A 19,963-nucleotide genomic window follows, 5' to 3' on the forward strand; every position below is an offset into this window, starting at 1 on the left:
CTTCCTCTTTCGTCATTCCCGCGTAGGCGGGAATCCAGTCCGGGTTTGCGCTTTGTCGCTCTGGATCCCCGCCTTCGCGGGGATGACGAAGTGGATGTTGCCTAAGACCTTATGCGAACTGCTTGCCAAACGCCGTCAGCGCGGCGACCAGCTTGCCCTTGGCTTCATCGCCAAGGTCCTTGGTGTCGCGGATCAGCGTCAACAGATCGGCGTGCTGCGTGCGCAGGAAGCTGAGCAGTTCGGCTTCGTATTCGGTCACGCGGTTCACCGGCACGCTGTCTAAGTAGCCCTGCGTACCTGCAAAGATCACGCAAGTCTGCTCTTCAAAGCCGAGCGGCGAGAACTGCGGCTGCTTGAGCAGCTCGGTCAGGCGCGCACCGCGGTTAAGCAGCTTCTGCGTCGAAGCGTCGAGGTCCGAACCGAACTGCGCGAAGGCCGCCATTTCGCGGTACTGCGCCAGCTCCAGCTTGATCGACCCTGCAACCTTCTTCATCGCCTTGGTCTGAGCAGCCGAACCCACGCGCGACACCGAGAGGCCGACGTTGATGGCTGGACGGATGCCCTGATAGAACAGGCCGGTTTCAAGGAAGATCTGGCCGTCGGTGATCGAGATCACGTTGGTCGGGATGTAGGCCGAAACGTCACCCGCCTGGGTTTCGATGATCGGCAGCGCGGTGAGCGAACCGTTGCCGTTTTCGTCGTTCATCTTCGCAGCACGCTCAAGCAGGCGGCTGTGGAGATAGAACACGTCACCGGGATAAGCTTCGCGGCCCGGAGGACGACGCAGGAGCAGCGACATCTGGCGATAGGCCACGGCCTGCTTGGAAAGGTCGTCGTACACGATCACGGCGTGCATGCCGTTGTCGCGGAAGAATTCACCCATCGTCGCACCGGTGTAAGGCGCAAGATACTGAAGCGGTGCCGGTTCCGAAGCGGTGGCGGCCACGACGATGGAATATTCCATCGCGCCGTTTTCTTCGAGCTGGCGGACGATCTGCGCTACGGTCGAGCGCTTCTGGCCGACGGCAACGTAGATGCAGTACAGCTTCTTGCCTTCGTCATCGCCCGCGTTCGGACCCTTCTGGTTGATGAAGGTGTCGATGGCGACGGCAGTCTTGCCGGTCTGGCGGTCACCGATGATCAGTTCGCGCTGGCCACGGCCCACGGGCACGAGAGCGTCAATTGCCTTGAGACCGGTCTGCACGGGTTCGTGCACCGACTTGCGCGGGATGATGCCCGGAGCCTTGACTTCGACGCGCTGGCGCACGGCGTCAACAATCGGGCCCTTGCCGTCGATCGGGTTGCCAAGAGCATCGACCACGCGGCCCAGCAGACCCTTGCCGACGGGAACGTCAACGATGGTGCCGGTACGCTTGACGACATCGCCTTCCTTGATCTCGGCGTCCGAGCCGAAGATCACGACGCCGACGTTATCGGCTTCGAGGTTCAGGGCCATGCCCTTTACGCCGTTCGAGAATTCGACCATTTCGCCGGCCTGAACGTTGTCCAGACCGTGGATGCGGGCAATACCGTCACCCACCGAGAGCACGGAACCGACTTCCGAGACCTGGGCTTCGGTGCCGAAGCTGGCGATCTGGTCCTTGATGACCTTCGAAATTTCAGCGGCGCGGATTTCCATTTTCAGCCTTTCACAGAGCCTTGAGGCTTCAAGCCTTCATCGCCGTAGCGAGGGAATTGAGACGGGTGCGGATCGAACTGTCGATCATCTGGCTGCCGATTTTCACGACAAGTCCACCGAGGATCTCGGGATCGACATTAGTCTTGAGCTTGATCGACTTGCCGGTGCGCGCCTTCAGCTTTTCGGTGAGGGCTGCGATCTGGGCATCGTCGAGGGCGTGCGCGCTGGTTACTTCTGCGCTCACTTCGCCACGGCTGGCAGCGGCGATCTGTGCAAAGGCGCGGATCATGCCGGGCAGGTCCGACAAGCGGCGATTGGCAGCAAGCACACCGATAAACTTTTTTGTCAGGTCCGAAAGGCCGATCACATCGCTGACCGCAGCGATTGCGCGGCCCGCTTCTTCGCGGCCCAGTTGCGGACTGGAAATCAGGCTCTTCAAATCAGCCGATTCGCGCAGTGCAGCATCAAGTGTTTCAAGGTCGCGTTCAACGGACGCAACCTGGCCCTGTTCATTTGCCAGTTCGAACAACGCCGAAGCGTAACGCCCTGACAAGCTGGCCGTAATGCCGCCGGAAATCTCCACGCGCCGAGGTTCCTTCATCCAAGGATAAGCCGATGCAGACCCATGCCCGGTGACGAACACCGAGTGGCCTGTAGACGGGGCGCGCCTAGCAACGTCACGGCGTTATGACAAGATGCGAGTTGCCATCTTGTGCATAGGTATGATTGGGAATTTCCGCCCTCGCTGGCGAATTACCCGGCGCTTTGGCAGTTATATCGCATCCGCTCGTTGGGTTCTGGCGGCAACAGGGTCTTGATCGCCTGCTGGTTCTGGCCGAATTGTCGCGCTGCTTCCTCGCCCGCGCCACATGCTGGCGCATTCAGTTTTGCCCGCTCCGCCCGGGCCGCTGTCATCGTTTGGAGATCAACGAGAAAGCGCTCCACCGTGTAGGTCTGCGATGCCGGGTCATAGGAATTCACCGACACCGCCTCTTCGCCATTGGGCACTAGGATGCGGCTCCAGCCATCTTGCGCTGCACCATACTGCGTCTTGCCGTTCATACAGCCGCTCTCGGCCCATTCAATCGGTACGTCAGTAATGTCGGATACGGTCACCCGGCTACGCTGCGGATCGAGCACGCAGATCATCTTGCCGGAGTCGGGCCTTGCCGCGGCAAGGGTTGGAGCATCCGCTGCAGCGCTGCTTGCGCCTTGTGCAGGTGCTTCCATCAGTTCGCGCGCGCGGCTTTCGATGGAAGTCAGCGGGGGCCGCAGAAACCACACGATTACCGCCGAGGCCAGCAGGGCAACGGCTCCCACCACATGCTTGCGCTGAAACCGTCCGCGCCGCTTGGAGGCTTGCACCATGCCCCAGCCGCCTGCGGCCAAAGCGCCAACCAGCAGCAACGCGGCCAGTGCCAAGCCGTTGTCGCGTTCAGATAAGACCGCAATCTCGGCCTCGCGCCGCGCGGCGTCCAGTGCGCGATCGGCCGCTTCTGCGCGCGCTGCGTTTGCAGCGGCAAGGCGCGCGCCTTCGCCAGCCGCGCGTTCAGCCTCAGCCCGGTTCAGATCGGCGATCGAACGGCATGGCAGCCCGCTGGTGCGCACCTCGACATTGGCCTTGCGCAGGAATGCTGCCAGCTCACGCATCGAAATGGCGAAGAAGAACGACGAATCGGTGCCGTTATCACTGATCGTGCCAAACGAATTGACGCCGATGACGCGCCCGCAGGAATCGAGCAGCGGCCCGCCCGAGTTCCCCGACCCCAAAGGTGCGGTGTGCAACAGCGTATCGAAAGAGCGTGATGAACGCCCGCCCGAAAGATAGCCGCGCGTCTTCACCGCTTCTTGCGGCATGACCAGATCGGCCATCGACAGACCCTGTGCCAGATCGACATTGCCGGGATAGCCCACAGCATAGACCTCTGCCCCATCGCCCGGTGCGGCCGGGAACAGCGTGATCGGCGTGATCGATCCGCCGCCTTCGATGCGCAAAAGCGCCAGATCGTTGCCGGGGGAATAGGCGACCAGCTTGGCCGGATAGCCACTGCGTCCTTCGGCCGGAACGACCCCGGCAATCAGCGAATCATCGCCGCGCAGTTGGTCCACGACATGGGCATTGGTCACGATCAGGTTGGGCGACACGGCAAAGCCGGTGCCATGCGTAATCAGCCGGGCCCTGTCACCATCACTTTCGATGATGACCACACGCACGACTGAGCGGCTGGCGGCGCTGATATCGGCTGGATCGGCCAAGGCGGCAGGGCCTGCCAAAGCGGCAAGCAAAATGGCGAGGAAAGCTGTTATCTGTCGGGCGACGCGCATGGCGCCGCTTCTTGCGCCCTTTTGCTTTGACCGCAAGGTGCGGGACGCGTGCCCTGTCGCAAATCGGCAGGATGTCTTCACAATGTTGGAGGCCCCCGATGTCCAAAGCAAACCGCACTTGCCCTTCGCGCCCCGCGCTTTATCCCGATCCCGTGACGCAAACGCCAGCAATCCCCGAAGATGACGCATGGGCCGCCGTGCTAACGCGCGACCGGGCTTTCGATGGGCGCTTCGTCACCGGCGTGCTCAGCACCGGTATTTATTGCCGCCCGTCCTGCGCTGCACGGCATCCTCGGCGTCAGAACGTGCGCTTCTTTGCCAATGGCGAGGCTGCCCGGATGGCAGGCCTGCGGCCTTGCCTGCGCTGTCTACCTGATGATGTGTCACGCGATGAACGCGCCATGCTGGCCGCGATCGAGGCGATCAAGGCGGCTGGGCAAAATCTGGCACTGGCTGATCTGGCCGCGAGGTGTGGCTATTCGCCCACCCATTTCCAGCGTGTCTTCGCCCGCCACACGGGCTTGTCCCCTGCTGCCTATGCCCGCGCCCTGCAGAAGGAGCGCATGGTCCAAACCCTGACAGGAGCTGCGAGCGTGACTGACGCCATATACGATGCCGGGTTTTCAGGCCCGTCGCGGTTCTATTCCGCCGCCGAAGACCGGCTTGGCATGGCGCCATCGGTCTGGGTCAACGGCGGGCGAGGGGTGACGATCCGCTGGGCTGTCGTGCCGACCTCGCTGGGGTCCATGCTGGTCGCTGCAACCGCCAAGGGCGTGTGTCGCCTGTCCTTCAACGAGGACGAGACCGCCTTGCGCGCCCGCTTTCCCCACGCGGTGCTGGAGCAGGGCGACAATGCCTTTGCCACCTTGCTGGCCGATGTCATTGCTGCGGTGGAGGCTCCGGGCAACCACGCGCATATCCCGCTCGATGTAAAAGGCACCGCCTTTCAGGAAGCGGTGTGGCAAGCGTTGCGGCGCATCCCTCCGGGCGAGACGCGATCCTATGCGCAAATCGCCGCAGAAGTGGGCAGGCCTGGCGCGGTGCGGGCAGCGGGTTCTGCCAACGGGGCCAACAACGTGGCGGTGCTGATCCCCTGCCATCGCGTGATCCGATCGGACGGATCGCTGGGCGGCTATGCCTATGGGCTTGAGATCAAGCAGCGATTGCTTGAGAAGGAGCGCAAGCGCAGCGGGGAATGATGATGGATGATGTGCAAGCGACAATGCCGGGAGTTCTGCGCCGCATCATCGCTTTTCCGCTGACATTGCTGATCATCGAATTTCTGGTCATCGGCATCGGCGCTTCGCTGATTTCTGCCTTGCTGCTCAACACAGTTCCAACGGAGGGACCGGTCCATTTTCTGGGTGCGTTACTGACGGCGATTCTCACGATTGTGATCTATCTGGGCTGCCGCCGCTGGATCGAATGGCGCGCGAACGATGAATTGCCCGCCGCCACGTTCCTGCGCGAATTGCCCCGCGGCTTGCTGATCGGCGCTGCGCTGTTCACGCTGGCCACCGGCATCGTGGCGGTGATGGGGGGCATCCGGGTAGAGCGGGTCAACGGTGTGGGCGCGCTCTGGGCGATGCTGGCGCTGGCGGTCACCTCAGGCGTGATCGAGGAGATCCTGTTTCGAGGCATCCTGCTGCGCCATATCGAAGCGATGCTGGGCACATGGGCGGCGCTGTTCATCACATCGGCGCTTTTCGGCGCGGCGCACCTTTCCAATGATGGCGCCGGCCTCTTTGCCGCCTTTGCCATTGCGATGGAGGCGGGGATTCTGCTGGGCGCAGCCTATCTGTGGACGCGGCGGCTGTGGGTTCCCATCGGCATCCACGCTGCGTGGAATTTCACGCAAGGCTGGGTGTTCAGTGTGCCGGTTTCAGGCGGCAGGGCACCCGAAGGCTTGCTGATCACGGTGCGGGAAGGGCCTGACTGGCTGACCGGCGGCGCGTTCGGACTGGAAGCCAGCGTGATTGCGCTGTTGGTGGCGACGGGGGCAGGGTTGCTGCTGCTGGCACGTGTTGTGCGGCTGGGCGGGATCAGGCCGCCGATGTGGGTGAAGCATTCGGGCTGAGCGCCTCACACGCTTTCGTCATTCCCGCGCAGGCGGGAATCCAGCGTCAAGCAAGGTCGTCGCTTCGCGACGGCAATTTTTTCGCCGCACTGGATTCCCGCCTGCGCGGGAATGACGAGGTGAGGAGGTCTACTTTGCCCAACCCACCTCCGCTGGCTCCATTGTCGCCAGAAACGCCTCTGCGCTTGCCATATACTCCGCCCGTTTGTCCTCGCTCATCCGTCGCCATGTGGCATAGGGCTGTGCCAGCCGGTGATAGCCTGCCAGCTTCTGCTCATTCCGCGCCAGAAAATGCCAGTACAGCGCGTTGAATGGGCAAGCGCCGTCACCCGTCTTCTTCTTCACATCGAAAACACACTTGCCACAATAATCGCTCATGCGATCGATATATGCCCCGCTGGCGGCATAGGGCTTTGATGCCAGTCGGCCCCCAGATTGCCCGGCGTCGGCATGCAGCACCATGCCTGCCACGTTGGGCAGTTCCACCCATTCATAAGCATCGGCGTAGACCGCCAGATACCAGTCGGCGACCTCCTGCGGTTTCAGCCCCGCCAGCAGCGCAAAGTTGCCCAGCACCATCAGCCGCTGGATATGGTGGGCATAAGCATTGTCGCGCGTGGTGCGCACGCAATCGGCGAGGCAGCGCATCGGCGTCTCGCCGGTCCAGTAGAAATCGGGCAGCGGGCGCTGCGCATCCAGTCCGTTGGCATCGGCCAGCCCCGGCATTTCCAGCCAGTACATGCCCCGGATGTATTCACGCCAGCCGATGATTTGGCGAATGAAGCCTTCTACGGCCTCCAGCGGCGCGCGGCCTTCGCGCCATTCGGCTTCAGCCCTGCGGCACAGGTCCAGCGGATCGAGCAATCCGCAGTTGATCGCAGGCGAGAGGACGGCGTGGAACAGGAAATCCTCACCCGCCACCATTGCATCCTGATACTTGCCGAACAGCGGCAGCCGATCCTTCAGGAAGGCATCGCGCGCCACTTCGGCACCGGCGCGGGTGACCGGCCAGCCGAAATTCTTCAACGATCCGAAATGGTTGCCGAAGCGATTTGCCACGAGTTCTAACACGTCGCGCGTAATTGCATCGTGTTCGAACGCCGGAATTACGGGCGGTTTTAGCCCCGCTTCCGGGCCGCCCCGGTTCTCCGCATCATAATTCCAGCGCCCGCCAACCGGTTTGTCGCCTTCCATTAGCAGCCCGGTCTTGCGGCGCATTTCGCGGTAGAACCATTCCATGCGCAGTTCCTTGCGGCCGGCGGCCCACTCGAAAAAATCGGGCAAGGGGCAGACAAAGCGTGTGTCCGGGAGGATCCGCACCCGCACGCCCAAATCGCTGCGCCACTGCTCCATCTCCTGCCGCACGCGCCATTCGCCGGGTTCGGTCATCTGAATTCCGCGCGGCTTGTGGCGATCCACGGCGCGCTCCACTTCGCCGCTGAAACTCCCGGTGTTTTCGGGATCGTCCAACTTCACATAGTCGACCGTCCAGCCCGCCGCGCGCAATTCCTCGGCAAAGTGCCGCATGGCCGAAAGGATCAGCGCGATTTTGGACTGGTGGTGGCGAACGTAGGTCGTCTCCTCGGCCACCTCCATCATCAGTACCACCGTGTCTTCCGGCGTGCGGTCGGCAAGGCTGGAGATGGCCATCGAGAGCTGATCGCCCGGAATAGGGACGAGAACGGGGCTGCTGTCAGTCATGTGTTGGCAATGGCCGAGCAATCGATTGGTTCAACCTGCCCGTTGGGGCCGGAAAATGGAAATCAGACGAAGCTATACGGATCGATATCCACCGCCACTCGTACTCCGGGCGGAAAGCGCAGCGGATCGAGCCATTCGCGGATAATCCGTTGAATTTCAGTTGATCGCCGCGCGTTGATCAGCAGCCGATAGCGATAGCGCCCGCGCAGCAAAGACAGCGGCGCAGGCGCAGGGCCAAGGATTAGCACATCGTCCAGCCGGGGCGCAGTGCCGCCGATGCCGCGCGCCGCATCTCGCGCTTCGGCCTCGTCCTCGCTCGACACGATAATCGCCGCCCAGCGCCCGAACGGCGGCGCTCCGGCATCGCGGCGGGCCTCGGCCTCGGCGGCATAGAAGGCATCGCGGTCACCGCTGGCGAGCGCTTCGATCACGGCGGCTTCGGGATGGCGGGTCTGGATCATCACTTCGCCCGGCTTTGCCCCGCGCCCGGCGCGCCCGGCGACTTGCGCGACTTGCTGGTAGGTCCGTTCCGCTGCGCGCAGATCGCCGCCTTCCAGCCCCATGTCGGCATCGATTACGCCCACCAGCGTCAGTTCGGGGAAGTGGTAGCCTTTGGTCACGAGCTGGGTTCCGACGATAACGTCAATCGCCCCAGCACTGGCCTTTTCGACGAATTCGGCGGCTTTGGCCGGACTTGTCAGCGTGTCTGAAGTGACCAGCGCAACCCGCGCATTCGGCAGGATTTCCGCCACTTCATCGGCAATCCGCTCCACCCCCGGACCGCAGGCGACAAGGCAGTCCGGCTCATGACATTCGGGACAAGCATCAGGCGTGGGCACTTCATGCCCGCAATGGTGGCAAGCCAGCCGCTTGCTCAGGCGATGCTCCACCAGCCAGGCCGAGCAGTTGGGACACTGGAACCGGTAACCGCAGGCGCGGCAGAGCGTTAGCGGCGCAAAGCCCCGGCGGTTGAGGAACAGCAGCGATTGTTCGCCCTTTTCCAGCCGGTCTTTCAAGGCTTCGACCAGCGGCGGCGCGATCCAGTGGTTGCGTTCGGGTTGGTCCACACGCAAATCCAGCACGCGGATTTCGGGCATAGTCGCCCCGCCGAACCGGGCAGGGAGGACCACGCGCTCATAGCGTCCGGCCTCTGCCATCTGCAGGCTTTCCAGCGCGGGTGTGGCGCTCGCAAGAATCACAGGTGAGGATTCGAACCGCGCGCGCATCACGGCTACATCGCGGGCATTATACCGCACGCCATCATCTTGTTTGAACGAGATTTCATGCGCTTCGTCGACCACGATCAGGCCCAGATTCGCAAACGGCAGGAACAGGGCGCTACGTGCACCTACCAGCACCTGAGCGGCACCTAGCGACACCGAACGCCACGCACGGCGGCGCTCGGACGCTTTGAGCGAACTGTGCCATGTCACCGGCGGAACGCCGAAGCGCGCTTCGAAGCGTTTGAGGAAAGTTTCCGTCAGCGCGATCTCCGGCAGCAGCACTAGCACCTGCTGCCCCGCCTCGATCGCGGTGGCGATGGCTTCGAAATAGGTCTCGGTCTTGCCCGATCCTGTCACGCCATCGAGCAGGAAGGGGCGGAACTCCCGTGCCTTTACCGCATCGACGAATTTAGCAGCAACTTCAGCCTGTTGGTCCGACAGATCAGGCGCGGCGTAATGCGGATCAGCGGCGGGGTAGGGGCGGTCCGAATCGACCACAACTGCCTCAAGCAATCCACCATTGACCATCCCGCGCAGTACTCCGTCAGAAATGCCCGCGATTTCAGACAGTTCGCGGATCGTTGCCTGCTGGTCCTGCAATAGATCGAGCGCAATCGCACGCTGCGGTGTGATGCGGCCGGGCTCGCGCCCGGTGAGGCGATATTCGGTAATCGTCCCGCCGCCCTGCAACGCCGCGTTGCTGGAAAGCGCCATCCGCGCGACAGCGGCCAGCGGGGCGAGGTAATAGTCTGCCGTCCATTCGATCAGGCGGCGCAAAGGCGCGGGCAGGGGCGGCACGGGCAGCACTTGCAGCAAGGGGCGCAGTTTGTTTTCAGGCACTTCGGTGGCGGGCAGACGGTCAGCCTCCCAAACCACGCCGATGATCTGGCGCGGACCCAACGGAGCGAGCACGACGCTGCCCGGTTCCACGTCCATCCCGGCGGGCACCCGGTAATCGAGCGGGCCGAGTGCGGCATTGAAGACAAGGCATCGGACGCGGTTCATATAACAGGGTCTATATGGGGCGCGATGGCCGGGGGCAAAGCCCGGTGCCCACGGAACTGAGGAGAAAAGACGTGTCTGAGGTTGCTCATCTGATCCATCGGCGCGCCATGCTTGGCGGCATGACGTCAATCGGCGTGCTCGCTCTGGCCGGATGTTCCGGCTTCCCGGCGTTTTCGCTGGAGGAAGCGGTGCGGCGATTGCTGTTCCTTTCCAGTGACCGGGCCTTTGCGCGCCTTCTCGCTCCGGGCGGTTTCTGGGATGATTCGGTGACGCGCCTGGCTTTGCCCGAATCCATCGGCAATCGTGGCGGCGTGCTGGCGCGAATCCTGACCGGGCCACTGCTGAAAGACCGATTGCAGCGCGCTTTCAACGACATGGCCTTTGATGCGGCCACCCGCGCTGCGCCTGCGGTGGCCGATGCGGTGCGCACGATTGGCGTGCGCGATGCGCTCGCCCTGATCCGCGGCGGCAATCCCATGGCAGCGACAGATTTTCTGCATCAGCAGATGGGCACAAGCCTTGTCGGGATCATGGTGCCCGAGTTCGGCAACGCGATTCGCGTGAGCCGTGAGCCACTTGTTGGGCAGGTGCTGGCTGCGCTGACCGGCGTGGACGTCGGTGGCATTGCCAACGCGCTGGCGCTGCAGGCCGACACGGCGATTTTCCGCGCCATTGGCCGCGAGGAAGCAGCCATCCGGGCCGATCCGCGTTCAACAAACGATCCGGTATTGATCGCCGCGCTTACCCTCAAATAGTCTGACTAATTCGTATGGATGAAGCCTGACAAGGCTGCAGCCTTTGCCTATAGGCGGGGGGAATCGCTCATCCATCTGGAAGGCCACGCACATGAAGTTCTTCGTCGACACCGCTGACACTGCCGATATCGCCGATCTTGCCGCCACCGGCCTGCTGGATGGGGTGACCACCAACCCCACGCTGATTGCCAAGGCGGGCAAGGACTTCATCGAAGTGACGCGCGAAATCTGTGCGCTGGTTGATGGTCCGGTTTCGGCAGAAGTCGTGGCGCTCGACCATGCAGGCATGATGCGTGAGGCTGAAATCCTGCGTAAGATCGCCGATAACGTGTGCATCAAGGTGCCGCTGACGATTGACGGGCTGAAGACCTGCAAGGCGCTGACCAGCGAAGGCACCAAGGTCAACGTCACACTGTGCTTCTCGGCCAATCAGGCGCTGCTCGCAGCCAAAGCCGGTGCCTCGTTCATCTCGCCGTTTGTGGGCCGCCATGACGATAACGGTTTCGATGGGATGGACCTGATCCGCGACATTCGCCTGATCTATGATAACTATGCATTCCAGACCGAAATCCTGGTCGCCTCGATCCGCCACGGCGTGCACGTGCTGGAAAGTGCGAAGATCGGTGCAGATGTGATCACCGCGCCGCCCGCCGTGATCAAGGGCCTGTTCAAACATGTCCTTACGGACAAGGGCATCGAAGGCTTCCTTGCAGATTGGGCAAAGACCGGCCAAAGCATAGGATGAACTCGTGTTGGCCCGCCTGAGGCCCCCGCTGTTTACCCCGAGCTTGTCGAGGGGCGGGGGCGCAGGTTCTTGGCCCGGAATCTGAAGGCAGGCTTTGGCTGACGAAACTCCCCTCGACCGTTTTCGGGCAGTGCTGACCGGCACTGCCCGCGCCATTTCGCTCGATCCCGAGGTGGAAGTGGCGTGGACGGCCGATGCGCCGGTGCAGTCTGGCCAATCGATGCGCGTGCCGATGCCGGGGCGGCAGCTTCCGGCAGAGCAGGTGGCCGAAGCGCGCGGCCATGCCGATTCGATGGCGCTTCGCCTTCGCCATCACAACGCTGTGCTGCACGGCCGCCATGCTCCAGGCGAGGTACTTGCCCGCGCCTGTTATGATGCGGTCGAACAGGTGCGCTATGAAGCGCTGGGGGCCAATGCCTATGCGGGCATGCGCGCCAATCTGAACGCTGCGGTGGGCGTGCGCACGGCGTCCGATCCGATTGCCCGCGCGTCCAAGCCCGAAGAGGTGCCGTTGCCCACCGCACTGGCGCTGTTGTTGCGCGAAAAGCTGACCGGGCAAGAAGCGCCTGAATCGGCGCAGACCGGCATGGCGATGGTGCGCAGCTGGATCGAAAGCCGGGTCGGCAACGATGTCGAAGCGCTGGCGCTCTCGCTTGATGATCAGCGCGCGTTTCAGCAGATCGCGCTGGATATGTTGCAGCATCTGGACCTGACGCAATCTGCCAGCGAAGATGATGACAACAGCCAGGAAGACGAAGGCGAGGATCAGGAGGACGAGGGCGAGGAAGAGCCCACCAGCTCCGACGATCAGGAGCAGCAGCCTTCTGAAATGGCCGGCGATACCAGCGAAGGTGACGAAGATTCGGACACCGAGCAGGAAATGGACGAGCAGGAAGACTCTGCCGATTCCGACATGGCCGACGAGGGCGAAGAGGGCATGCTGCCCACACGCCCCAACCGTCCGTGGACCGATCTGCCTGAGAACTTCGATTACAAGGCCTATACCAGCCAGTTTGACGAAGTGGTTTCCGCCACCGAACTGTGCGACGAGGAAGAGCTGACCCGGCTGCGCGCCTATCTCGACACGCAGTTGAAGGGCCTGCAGGGCGTGGTCACGCGGTTGGCGAACCGGTTGCAGCGGCGGTTGATGGCGCAGCAGAACCGGTCATGGGATTTCGATCAGGAAGAAGGCCTGCTCGATGCAGCACGGCTGGCGCGCGTGGTGATCTCGCCCGGCCATTCGCTGTCCTACAAGATCGAACGCGATGTGGAGTTCAAGGACACCATCGTCACGCTGCTGATCGACAATTCGGGTTCGATGCGCGGACGGCCGATCTCCATCGCCGCCATCAGCGCCGACATTCTGGCGCGCACGCTTGAGCGTTGCGGCGTGAAGACCGAAGTTCTGGGCTTTACCACCCGCGCATGGAAGGGCGGACAGAGCCGTGAGGCGTGGCTGGCAGGCGGCAAGCCCGCACAGCCTGGCCGCCTCAACGATCTGCGCCACATCGTTTACAAGAAGGCTGATGAACCCTGGCGCCGCGCGCGCCGCAACCTTGGCCTGATGATGCGTGAAGGCCTGTTGAAGGAAAACATCGACGGCGAAGCGCTGATGTGGGCGCACAGCCGCCTGCTAGCACGGCCCGAAGACCGCCGTATCCTGATGGTCATTTCCGATGGCGCGCCGGTGGACGATTCCACGCTGTCGGTGAACAATGCAGGCTATCTTGAGCAGCACCTGCGCAAGGTGATCGAATGGATCGAAAAATCATCGCCGATCCAGCTTGTGGCCATCGGAATCGGCCACGACGTGACGCGGTACTATCGCCGCGCGGTGACGATCATGGACGCCGAACAATTGGGCGGCACGATCATCGAGCAGTTGGCGGATCTGTTTGAGGATGAATAGCAAAGTCTGATCGAACCCACTTGTCATCATGATGACAAGCAGGCAGACGGTGCGGCATGGGGTGGACGATCAGCAGCTTCGTTAGCAGTGCAATGGCGCTTGGTTTCACTGTGGCGGTCTCTGCTACAAGCATCGCGCAAGAGGTTGTCAGTCAAGCAGAGCCGACCAACTCTTCACCGCCAGCAGTCGCTGCACCCCCAAGCTCCTCAGTGACGATTCCTGCCTTGTCTCCCGTCGAAATCGCGATTGATGTCGCTCTCGGCAGCAAATTGAGCAAGACGGGCGAAGTGTTTCCATTCCATCTGGCCAAACCGGTCATGCTTGATGGTGCGGAAGCCATCCGCGCCGGTACGCCGGGGCAGGGCGAGGTGATCCACGCGAAAAAAGGTGGCGGCGGCGGCGCACCGGGTGAACTGGTGCTGGCTGCAAAGTATCTTCAGGTGGGCGAACGTCAGCTTCGCTTGCGCTCGCTCAAGCTGGAAGCCATCGGTTTGGACAACGTCGGCACTGTAACCGCGCTCAACGCTGTGGCTGCTGGCACTATCCCTGTTGCAAGCGTGATCGGCTTTTTCATCAGCGGCGGTGAAAAGAACCTCGCCGCTGGCACGATTCTGCCTGCCAAGACGGCGGAGCCATTTGTCATCGAATTGTCTGCGCCTGCAGGCAAAGTCGAGCCGCAGAACATATCGGAATCCAACGCTGGCAATGGTGCCGCGTCACAGGGAAGGGGTAACTGATGAAGAAATCAACCGTACGCATGTTAAGCGCAGCAATTGCTGTAGCAACAATTCCTGCTGCGGCTTCCAGCGTGATGGCCGCTGAAAAGGCTCCGGTCGTCATCCCGCCGCCGCCTGCTGGCAAGGGTCAGATCGTGTTTTACCGCACCGGCACGATTATGGGCGCAGCAATGGGCTGTGCCGTGAACGAAAACGGCCAGAAGATCAGTTCGCTGGGTGCAGGGCGCTACTTCATTCTGGTGACTGAGCCGGGCCGCCACGAATATACCGTGAAGAGCGAAGCCAAGGACGTGCTGGCGCTTCAGGTCGAAGCCGACGAAACGCAATATGCCATGTGCAAGATCAAGATGGGCATCATGGCTGGGCGTCCCGACCTTCGCCCGTCGAACGAGGCTGACTTCGTCAAGTCCAGCACCGACCGCTTGGTCGATGCCGAGGATATGGGCCCCGGACCGGGCGCTCTTCGGCCTGAAGAGGTTGCTGCCGCCGTTGCCGCGATGAAGGCCAAGGGCTGAGTTAGACGCTTGCGCATGGCGGGTTGACGCCAGTTCCTTAACCGGGCAGTTAATCCGCCATGAGCACCATGACCGTCAGCGAAGCCGTCCTTTCCCGCCGTTCGATCCGGGTGTTCAAGCCCGATCCCGTGCCGCTGGACGTGTTGCAGCGGGTGATGGACAAGGCGCGTTGGGCGCCCTCCGGGTGCAATTTTCAGCCGTGGGAAGCCACGATTGCCACCGGCGCGCCGCTGGTGGAACTGCAGGCCAAGATGCTGGTCTCGCCGATGCAGGACCCGATCGAATACTCGTGGTCGCAGCCCGAAGTGATCCCCGAATGCAAGGCCCGCCTGCAAGAGGTGGGCAAGGCCATGTATCAGGCCATGGCGATCGAGCGTGGCGATGGCGATGCACGCAGCGATTTCGTGCGCAACAACGTCACCTCGTTCGGCGCGCCTGCGGTGCTGCTGTGCTACTTTGATCGGCGCATGGGTTCGCCGCAGTGGTCGGACGTGGGCATGTGGCTGCAGACGATCATGCTGTTGCTGCGCGAAGAGGGCCTCGATTCCTGCCCGCAGGAATTTCTCGCGATGCATGCCCGGCTGATCAAGGACTTCATTGGCGTTTCGGATGAAACGCACATCTTTTTCTGCGGCATGGCCATCGGCTATCGCGTGGAAGAGGCCAGCGTGAACAATTTCCCGCGGGACCGTGAGCCAGTGGAAGGCAACGTCCGCTTCCTTGGCTTCTGATCGCTTGGCGCTCGTGCAGTTCCGCATTGGCAGCATAGCAACAATCCGCCTAAGCAGGGGCTGAGGCGCACGAGCGCCCAACGGGGTCTGCAGCAGGGTTGAGCGATGGAGCGTAATATCGCGCTGCTGTCGCCATGCGGATTGGGGGCGACAAATGCCGTGGCGGAACGAGGGGACCGAGGCCGGGGTCAGCGACATTCGCCGCACCGCCTTGCGCGGGCTGGGCCAGCTTGGGGCGCAGCGCATTGTCGTGGCGCTGGGGCTGATCGCATTTGCGCTGTTCATCGCCTTCAGCAGCTGGCGCTTGCCGCTGCTGCGCGATGCCGAAGCCGCGCTCTATGATCTGCGCGCCGCAACCTTCGCCCCGCCAGCCGATACCGACAAACGCGTGACGCTGGTGGTCTATACCGCCGATACCAACCGCGCGACCGGGCAGATCTCGCCGGTGGACCGCACCATTCTTGCCAAAGCGTTGACGGAAATCGACAAACTGGGTGCCAAGGGCATCGGCATCGACGTGCTGTTTGACAGCCCGCAGGATGATGACGAACTGCTGCGCGTCTCGCTCAAAGCCATGCAGACCCCGGTTTACATCGCCTACGCCGACAATCGCACTAACCCCGAAGCGATCACTTATGAGCAGGAACAGGACCTGCGGGCGTTCCAGCAGAGCGTGCGAACGCCGAAGGTCGGCCCGGCCTCGATCCTGCTGGAAACCGATGCCGATGGCGTGGCGCGGCGTTGGCCCCGGCAGTATCCGGGCCTGCCGCCGCTGCTTTCGCTGGCGCTGACACAGGATGGCGCGCAGGCCGACCCGCGCTTTGCCGCCTATACCGGCCCGATCCGCTACCGTGTGCCAACGGCAAGCGATCGACCTGTGTTTGACAAAATTCCCATCGATCTGCTGGCCGACCCGGATACCGCGCCCTTCGTGGCCGAGGTGATCAAGGATCGTTACGTGCTGATCGGCGGCGATTTTGCCGACTTTGACCAGTTCGACACGCCGTTCAGCCGCACCGGCAATCCGGTGACGGGTGAGACGCAGATGATCGGGGTGGAAGTCCACGCCTCGATGCTCGCGCAACTGCTGGACAAGGCGTGGAAAGCGCCGCCTTCGGCATGGACAAAGGCGCTGGCGGCAATGTTGGCGGTGGGGCTGGGCGTGGCCACGGCAGCGGCGCAAGCGCGCACCTGGGTCCTGGCGCTGGCGGTGCTGGCGCAGTTTGCGGCGTTTCTGGTGGTGCCCTTTGTGGTGGAGCGGGCAGGCCATGACACGCTCGATGTGCCTGCCACCGGCTGGCTCGTCGGCTGGCTGATTGCATTTACGGCGGTGAGTTCCGCCTTGCGCGCCATCAACGCGGCACAGCGCGAATTTGCGCAAGGCGCGCTAGGCAAATACCTGCCGCGCTCGGTGGCGGCAGAAATCATGCGCAATCCTGAACGGCTCTCGCTCCATGGCGAAAAGCGGCAAATCTTCTGCCTGTTCAGCGATCTGGAGGGCTTTACCAAGCTCACCCATGCGGTCGAACCGGAGATGATTGCGCGGCTGCTGAACGATTACCTCGACCGGTTGAGCGCGGTGGTCCTGGAATATGGCGGCACGCTCGACAAGTTTGTGGGCGATGCAGTGGTGGCCTTCTGGGGCGCGCCGATTGCCTATCCCGATGATGGGGAGCGTGCCGTCAGGGCGGCTTGGGCGATGTATCTGGCGGGCGAGGAATTCCGCAAGGCCGTGCCCGAAGGCGTGCCGCCGATTGGCCGCACCCGCGTGGGCGTCCACTTTGGCGAGGCGGTGGTCGGAAATTTCGGCGGAGAGGGGCGCATTCAATATACCGCGCTGGGCGATGCGATGAACACCGCCGCGCGGCTCGAAGGTGCGAACAAGACGCTCGATACCAAAGTGCTGGTCAGTCGCGAAGCGGCGGAGCGCAGTGGGCTGGACTGGTTCCGGCCCATGGGCGAAGTGGTGCTGCGTGGCCGGGCAACGCCGGTGCAAGTGTTTGAACCGGTGCCGGACATGCTGCCTGAACAGCGCGCACATTCTGCGGAACTGCTCAATGCCTATTCAGCGGGTGATGCGCAGCGTGTGCAAGCCCTCACAGCCGCGCTGCGCGATTCGGTGCAGGGGGATGAGGCATTGGCGAATTTGATCGCGCGGCTGAAAACGTCGCATGAAGGAGAGAGTTATGGGCTGGGTTGATCGCAAGCAGCTGCGCGCAAGGGTTGCGGGCATCGTGGCGCTGGCGGGCGTGGCGCTGGCGGGTGTGGCAATGCCCGGCGCGGCGCTGGCGCAATCGGTCGTCGTGCGCTCAACCGGTCCTTCGGCGGCGGCCTATCCGCAGGGCAAGAAGCTGCCCGCCAACGCCACGGTAGTGCTCAAGGGTGGCGATCAGGTGACCGTGCTCGACAAATCAGGCACGCGGGTGCTGGCCGGGCCGGGGACGTTCACGCTGAACGGCGCGGTCAATCGCGATGGCGGCGGCGCGACCGCGCTGGCCGCGATGATGGCGCGCGGCGGTGCAGTGCGCACGCGCACCGGGGCCGTGCGCGGCGATGGCACAGCGCCAGTTGCTGCCGTGCCGAGCAAGCCTTCGAACGTCTGGCACATCGATGTCACCAAGGGTGGCACCTATTGCGTGGCCGATCCGGCAACGCTGGTGCTGTGGCGGCCCGATACCACGCTGGATGGTATCGGCACCTTGCAATCGCCTGATGGCACCTCAGCCGATGTAAACTGGCGCGCTGGCAATCCGCTCAAGCTGTGGCCCGCCGCCAGCCTGACACTGGTCGATGGGCAGACCTACACGTTCAGCAGCCCGGTGGGGGCGCCGGTGAAGATCCGCACGATGCTGCTCGGCACCGTGCCGACTGACGAGGTTGAGGCTGCCGCTGCCATGGCTGACAAGGGCTGCACCGCGCAGCTTGATCTGCTGGCCAGCCTTGCCAGTGCGGGGCAAGCCGGGGTTCCTGCCCAGCCATAGGCCGAATGACTTGACCGGGGGGCGGGGTGCGGGGCAAGGCTCTCGCCATGTCTGATGCACCTTCCCCCGCCGCCCCGCTGAAGCTGTTCAACAGCCTGACTCGCCAGTTGGAGGAGTTCCAGCCGGTCTATAGCGGCGAGGCGCGCGTCTATTCCTGCGGGCCAACGGTCTATAACTACCCCCACATCGGCAACATGCGTGCCTATGTCTTTGCCGACATTCTGGGCCGCACGCTGTCGTTCAAGGGCTACAAGCTCACCCATGTCATCAACATCACCGATGTGGGCCATCTGACCGACGATGCCGACGCGGGCGAGGACAAGATGGAGAAAATGGCCCGCACTGAAGCGAAGTCCATCTGGGACATCGCGCAGCACTACACGCAGGCCTATTGGGAAGACATCAAGGCGCTGAACATCCGCCAGCCCGCGCGCTGGACGATTGCCACCGAATACGTGCCGCAGATGATCCAGTTTGCTGAACGGATCGCGGACAAGCACTGCTATGAGCTCGATAGCGGGCTGTATTTCGACGTTTCAACCGTGGCCGATTATGGCCGTCTTGCCCGCGCCCAGACCGAGGACGGCGAGGGCCGGATCGATGCGGTGGAAGGCAAGCGCAACGCGGCGGACTTCGCAATCTGGCGCAAGACTCCGCCGGGCGAGAAGCGCCAGATGGAGTGGGATTCGCCGTGGGGCAGGGGCGCTCCGGGCTGGCATCTCGAATGCTCGGTCATGTCGGGCGAAGTGCTGGGCTTTCCGTTCGATATCCACACCGGCGGCATCGACCACCGCGAAATCCACCATCCGAATGAGATCGCGCAGAATCAGGCGTTCTGCTGCGCTGGAGGGCTGGATATGCCTGGCAATTCCGGCGCGCGGGTATGGATGCACAACAACTTCCTCGTCGAGCGTTCGGGCAAGATGAGCAAGTCGAGCGGCGAGTTCCTGCGGCTGCAACTGCTGATCGACAAAGGCTACCACCCGCTCGCCTACCGCATGATGTGCTTGCAGGCGAATTATCGGTCTGAGCTGGAGTTTTCTTGGGAGGGATTGGCGGCGGCGCTGACGCGGTTGAAGCGGATGTTGATGGGAATCGAAGTGCTCAAGGCAAAGCTTCCTACTTCGGACTTTGGCGGTAAAGGCCAATACACTGATCCAAGATCGGATTTCTGGTCAGAACGGAATCTCCAAGAGCGCGCGCCACCGACGACACGTTTTCTGAATGACTCGATTCAATACAAAATAAGCCAGCGTTTTGACGCGGCTCTTGATGATGACCTGAACACGCCAGTTGCGCTTACTGAATTGCACGAGGCAATTTTTGGTAAAGGCTATGACGCGGAGATGCGGCTTGGCCTAGTTGCTAGGTTTGATTTTGTTATGGGCTTGAGATTGCTTGAGGTTATGCGATCAGATCTTCGCATTCGTCCGAAGGGTGTCAAAATCACCGAAGCAGAAATCGAGGCTACGCTCCAAGCCCGGAAGGAAGCCCGCGCCGCCAAGGACTTCGCTCGCTCCGACGTGCTGCGCGACGAACTTGCCGCACAGGGCGTCGAAGTCATGGACGGGGACCCGCTCGGCTGGGAATGGAAGCTCGGTTGACCTTGCTTTTTAAACT

The 19,963-nt window shown here is 62.6% G+C and carries 16 protein-coding genes; 11 read left to right on the top strand and 5 right to left on the bottom strand.

Going from position 1 to position 19,963, the window contains the following annotated elements:
- Positions 1-109: 109 nt before the first annotated feature.
- The 3 genes from atpA to AC2A1F_RS04285 form a co-directional block, all read right to left on the bottom strand.
- Positions 110-1,639: a F0F1 ATP synthase subunit alpha gene (atpA, locus tag AC2A1F_RS04275; RefSeq protein ID WP_484207510.1), complete on the bottom strand. Its 1,530-nt coding sequence runs from the start codon at positions 1,637-1,639 to the stop codon at positions 110-112.
- Between the two features lie 28 nt (positions 1,640-1,667).
- Positions 1,668-2,222: a F0F1 ATP synthase subunit delta gene (locus AC2A1F_RS04280; RefSeq protein WP_484208166.1), complete on the bottom strand. Its 555-nt coding sequence runs from the start codon at positions 2,220-2,222 to the stop codon at positions 1,668-1,670.
- 170 nt (positions 2,223-2,392) lie between these two features.
- Complete coding sequence (locus AC2A1F_RS04285) at positions 2,393-3,964, bottom strand: S1 family peptidase (protein ID WP_484207511.1); 1,572 nt, start codon at positions 3,962-3,964, stop codon at positions 2,393-2,395.
- Between the two features lie 98 nt (positions 3,965-4,062).
- Here AC2A1F_RS04285 and ada point away from each other — a divergent pair, with 98 nt between their 5' ends.
- Both ada and AC2A1F_RS04295 read left to right on the top strand, forming a co-directional pair.
- Positions 4,063-5,163 (top strand): bifunctional DNA-binding transcriptional regulator/O6-methylguanine-DNA methyltransferase Ada, encoded by a 1,101-nt coding sequence (ada, locus tag AC2A1F_RS04290; RefSeq protein ID WP_484207512.1) that lies wholly within the window; start codon positions 4,063-4,065, stop codon positions 5,161-5,163.
- Entirely contained in the window at positions 5,163-6,041 is an 879-nt protein-coding gene (locus AC2A1F_RS04295; protein WP_484207513.1) for a lysostaphin resistance A-like protein, read from the top strand. Before ada ends, AC2A1F_RS04295 begins: the two co-directional genes overlap by 1 nt.
- Before the next feature lie 129 nt (positions 6,042-6,170).
- On the opposite strand, the gene AC2A1F_RS04300 is transcribed toward AC2A1F_RS04295, so the two are convergent.
- Together AC2A1F_RS04300 and AC2A1F_RS04305 are read right to left on the bottom strand one after the other, a co-directional pair.
- A complete protein-coding gene (locus tag AC2A1F_RS04300; protein ID WP_484207514.1) occupies positions 6,171-7,742 on the bottom strand; it encodes a cryptochrome/photolyase family protein in 1,572 nt (523 codons plus the stop codon).
- A gap of 62 nt (positions 7,743-7,804) precedes the next feature.
- Positions 7,805-9,970, bottom strand: coding sequence for a primosomal protein N' (locus AC2A1F_RS04305; protein ID WP_484207515.1), 2,166 nt, complete (start codon positions 9,968-9,970; stop codon positions 7,805-7,807).
- A gap of 71 nt (positions 9,971-10,041) precedes the next feature.
- On the opposite strand from AC2A1F_RS04305, the gene AC2A1F_RS04310 reads away from it, so the two are divergent.
- The 9 genes from AC2A1F_RS04310 (at position 10,042) to cysS (ending at position 19,947) form a co-directional block, all read left to right on the top strand.
- Positions 10,042-10,725, top strand: coding sequence for a DUF4197 domain-containing protein (locus AC2A1F_RS04310; RefSeq protein ID WP_484207516.1), 684 nt, complete (start codon positions 10,042-10,044; stop codon positions 10,723-10,725).
- Between the two features lie 91 nt (positions 10,726-10,816).
- Complete coding sequence (gene fsa / locus AC2A1F_RS04315) at positions 10,817-11,470, top strand: fructose-6-phosphate aldolase (RefSeq protein ID WP_484207517.1); 654 nt, start codon at positions 10,817-10,819, stop codon at positions 11,468-11,470.
- A 94-nt stretch (positions 11,471-11,564) separates the two neighbouring features.
- Positions 11,565-13,379 carry a cobaltochelatase subunit CobT gene (cobT, locus tag AC2A1F_RS04320; RefSeq protein WP_484207518.1) on the top strand — a complete coding sequence of 605 codons (1,815 nt, stop codon included), beginning with the start codon at positions 11,565-11,567 and terminating at the stop codon, positions 13,377-13,379.
- A 209-nt stretch (positions 13,380-13,588) separates the two neighbouring features.
- Positions 13,589-14,116: a hypothetical protein gene (locus AC2A1F_RS04325; protein WP_484207519.1), complete on the top strand. Its 528-nt coding sequence runs from the start codon at positions 13,589-13,591 to the stop codon at positions 14,114-14,116.
- On the top strand, positions 14,116-14,631 hold the full coding sequence (locus AC2A1F_RS04330) for a DUF2846 domain-containing protein (protein ID WP_484207520.1): 516 nt from the start codon (positions 14,116-14,118) through the stop codon (positions 14,629-14,631). Before AC2A1F_RS04325 ends, AC2A1F_RS04330 begins: the two co-directional genes overlap by 1 nt.
- Before the next feature lie 59 nt (positions 14,632-14,690).
- Positions 14,691-15,362, top strand: a complete 672-nt coding sequence (locus AC2A1F_RS04335) for a nitroreductase (protein ID WP_484207521.1) — start codon at positions 14,691-14,693, stop codon at positions 15,360-15,362.
- Between the two features lie 154 nt (positions 15,363-15,516).
- Positions 15,517-17,562, top strand: a complete 2,046-nt coding sequence (locus AC2A1F_RS04340; RefSeq protein ID WP_484207522.1) for a CHASE2 domain-containing protein — start codon at positions 15,517-15,519, stop codon at positions 17,560-17,562.
- Positions 17,549-18,343 (top strand): hypothetical protein, encoded by a 795-nt coding sequence (locus tag AC2A1F_RS04345; protein ID WP_484207523.1) that lies wholly within the window; start codon positions 17,549-17,551, stop codon positions 18,341-18,343. Before AC2A1F_RS04340 ends, AC2A1F_RS04345 begins: the two co-directional genes overlap by 14 nt.
- 47 nt (positions 18,344-18,390) lie before the next feature.
- Positions 18,391-19,947 carry a cysteine--tRNA ligase gene (gene cysS, locus AC2A1F_RS04350; protein WP_484207524.1) on the top strand — a complete coding sequence of 519 codons (1,557 nt, stop codon included), beginning with the start codon at positions 18,391-18,393 and terminating at the stop codon, positions 19,945-19,947.
- Positions 19,948-19,963 lie beyond the last annotated feature (16 nt).

This window comes from Novosphingobium sp. HNCC26BN242, from assembly GCF_057180525.1.